This is a genomic window from Leptospira gomenensis, from assembly GCF_004770155.1.
GTDB lineage: Bacteria > Spirochaetota > Leptospiria > Leptospirales > Leptospiraceae > Leptospira > Leptospira gomenensis.
The window spans coordinates 1-3,437 of sequence record NZ_RQFA01000078.1 but is presented as its reverse complement, the minus strand read 5'-3'; the positions used below and the strand labels follow the sequence as shown (position 1 = coordinate 3,437).

At 47.4% G+C, this 3,437-nt stretch carries 1 protein-coding gene and 2 pseudogenes; all 3 read right to left on the bottom strand.

Going from position 1 to position 3,437, the window contains the following annotated elements; all coding sequences use genetic code 11:
• Positions 1-465, bottom strand: a pseudogene (locus EHQ17_RS17400) (hypothetical protein); the annotation flags it as partial.
• Positions 466-645: 180 nt separating this feature from the next.
• On the bottom strand, positions 646-1,266 hold the full coding sequence (locus tag EHQ17_RS17395; protein WP_135593960.1) for a hypothetical protein: 621 nt from the start codon (positions 1,264-1,266) through the stop codon (positions 646-648).
• Positions 1,266-3,437: pseudogene (locus EHQ17_RS19865) on the bottom strand (hypothetical protein); the annotation flags it as partial. The gene EHQ17_RS17395 and the pseudogene EHQ17_RS19865, both read right to left, overlap by 1 nt.

The following is a 3,437-nucleotide window of genomic DNA, read 5'->3' as shown; positions in this document are numbered from 1 at the left end:
ACCGCTGTGGTCGTTGTAGCTCAAACTGCCCATCACCTTCGAAAAGTTCTTCGTCCCAGGAACTAAAATCGATGCTCCAAACGTATTCGTAAGTTCTCCACCGTTGATGTTCAAAGAATAGTTCAAACTTACAGGTGCACCCTTACCACTCAAACTACCCGACAACGTAGTTCCACCTCTCTGGCTCACACCGACTTCAAACCCAAATCCATTGTCAAACCCCCAACCTGCACTCACTCCAAAACCGTTTCGGTCCGACCAGTCCACGCCGATCTGCGCTCCCGTGCCGTTCGGCCCCATCCCTACGCTCACTCCCGCGTTGTAACCGTTCGCATAGCTGTAGCCCAAGTTCACCGTCACTCCGCCCTTCTGCGTTACCGTGTTGATCGCTCCTGCTACGGCTCCCGCTGCTGCTCCGCCAGCCCCGCCTTCATACGCTCCTCGCATCGCTTTGTATGCAATCAACGTGGGAACCGTTACCGATGCAGCACCGGGAATAAAGCTGGCAACTACCAGTGCCGCGTCCTGCGGACCGCGCTCGCAGCTCCGGTCAAGTTATTGTATTCTGCTGAGATAATATTAAATTTCTCTAATGCCAATAACTTGACCACGCTTTGATCGCTCGCGGGGTCGTGGAGGAGGATTTCATTGGATCAGTTGAGTCTCATTACATTTCATTCTATATATCACCTTTTCCTTTGCTTCAATATTGTATTGCGGGTTTGTAGAATTAATCAAATTAATCTCTAAATAATCATAAAGGCTAACAAGCCCTAGACTACCACTCCGGGCCGAACGACTGATTCTTGCATTCACAAGCCCTTCTTTCCCAAAATACACAGTTTCTTCATGAACAAAGTTTTCCTTTTTTTGGGATACGATCTCACCCTTCAAAACCCAATCGAATCCATCTGCAATGTAATTACTTTGTGTAAAATGAAGGGGCATATAATATACGGGATTTCGATTAGCTACAGGCGGTTTCCTTAAATGTACTTCTTCCGGTGTTTTGTTCAAATCCTTGTTCAAATTTCGAACGCAACTACACTGGTTACTCACACAATTCAATATCCCCACCTTCGTATCCGTTGAGTCAAAAGCGTAATACACTCCGTTCTCAGTATCACAGGTATAATTGAAGTCGATGATGCGTTTGCACTTCGTATTTTCCTTTGTCACAGGACTTTCAGAAACACTTGGCACATTGCATGCAATCAGTCCAAGACTGATAAAACAAACAAAGTATTTGATATTCTTGCTCTTCATTAAAAACCTCTTAGCATCCAAGGATTCGGATTTGTTACGGGAATTTGTGACGGACGGATCACAGGATTTAAACTCCCATTAAAATCCAATATATGGAAGCCTCGATTATTTTCCATATTCGGAATAACCCTCGACCCCCAATCCAATACCTGACCTCTGTTTAAGTTCGGCATAATGTCCGTATACAAGTTCGCTGGAACCGATCCACTGGCTGTATTGTATTGATCCGGGAACAAACCTGGGTCGCTACTGTGCGAAACATATTCGTTATTAAAGATTGTACCCTTAATATTTCCCGTAGCAAAATCATACACTTCAAAGTGCGTTCGTCGATATTCGGCAACAGCACCGCTATCATTTGTAAGCGCACCATACCAAGCCACTTTCACTTCAGCCTTCGGAGCAGGTGTATTTGCGTTTCCTTCTCCGGAATATGCTACGCTACCCTTCATTGTATAACTTCCGTCAGAATTCTTAAAATAACCTACCGTCTTACTCAAATAACGTGCAGTCTCACCATTAGGACGAACACTCCAATATTCGTATTTGTGCTCCCCAGACGCTTCCACTTCTACATATTCGATTATCTTTCTTACCTCACCAGTTGCACTGTCCTTTACACTCGTTATCCGTGAATACTTGTTATTACTACCTTCAAAAAGGGTAAATCCTTCATCAGTTAAATGACCTGGAGATTGTGGGAGGCCGTTTCGACCTGCTTGTTTCGCCTTATCTTCACTCGAATAATAAGGAATTCCAGGATTTAAACTTTCTGGACCAGTAGCAAGCGCTTGTCTCGAAGATACATTCTTTGACCCGCTCACCAACCTTCCGTCAAAAGCAACAATTCCATTCGCATTTGCTAATAAAACATCACCACCACCAAACACACCGTTCCACACGCTCTTCACACCACGACCAATACCACTCACCATGGCCCCTACACCGTTAAAGATGTAGTTCAACAAATTGTTTTGAGCGTCTTGTTGCGAAGGTTCACCTGGCGTAGAAGGTCGAGTGCCGTCGCCGAAGTTGTAACTCACTCCGCTCGACAAACCGCTGTGGTCGTTGTAGCTCAAACTCCCCATCACCTTCGAAAAGTTCTTCGTCCCAGGAACCAAAATCGATGCTCCAAACGTATTCGTAAGTTCTCCACCGTTGATGTTCAAAGAATAGTTCAAACTTACAGGTGCACCCTTACCGCTCAAACTACCCGACAACGTAGTTCCACCTCTCTGGCTCACACCGACTTCAAACCCAAATCCATTGTCAAACCCCCAACCTGCACTCACTCCAAAGCCGTTGCGGTCCGACCAGTCCACGCCGATCTGCGCTCCCGTTCCGTTCGGCCCCATCCCTACGCTCACTCCGGCGCTGTAACCGTTCGCATAGCTGTAGCCCAAGTTCACCGTCACTCCGCCCTTCTGCGTTACTGTGTTGATCGCTCCTGCTACGGCTCCCGCTGCTGCTCCGCCAGCCCCGCCTTCATACGCTCCCCGCATCGCTTTGTATGCAATCAACGTCGGAACCGTTACCGATGCAGCACCGGGAATAAAGCTGGCAACAACCAAGCCAGACGTGATCAGAAAGTCTACGATCTCGTCGTTCTCCTGCATCTCTTGTCCCATTCGAGTCCCCAACTTGTTTAGATTTTCTTGATATTGATTCCCGTTTCTAAACTTCTGAAGTTCGTAATTCCCTTCGTTGTATTTACCGGTTAAACCGGTATTCTGGTTGTTCATTGTTCCCAACGTAAACAACGCAAGTCCCGCATCCGTCGCTATCTCAACTCCCAACATCACTACGTCAACGAGACCGCTGATCGCGTAGATCAATCCTTGAACCGATTTCTCAAGCGCTTGGGACATCTGCTTCTCGCTCTTCGCCGCTTCCTTGTCCGCCTTCTTGTAAGCAGACTTACCGTATTTCTCAGCTCCTTTGTAATCGTGAACCATCAGGCTCGCATGTGCCTTGAGCCCGTCTTCGCCCGCAGACTTGACCATGTTGATGATCCCTTGAACTCCCGCTCCGATGAACTCCCCGATTCCGTTGAGCGTCGCTCCGATTCCTTCTCCGATCGCTCCCAACTGTCCGTAAAGTCTTCCCATTCCAGACTTTCTTACATTCCGGGCCTGGTCCATCATCCCCTTGCGTTTGTCCATCTCCTTCTT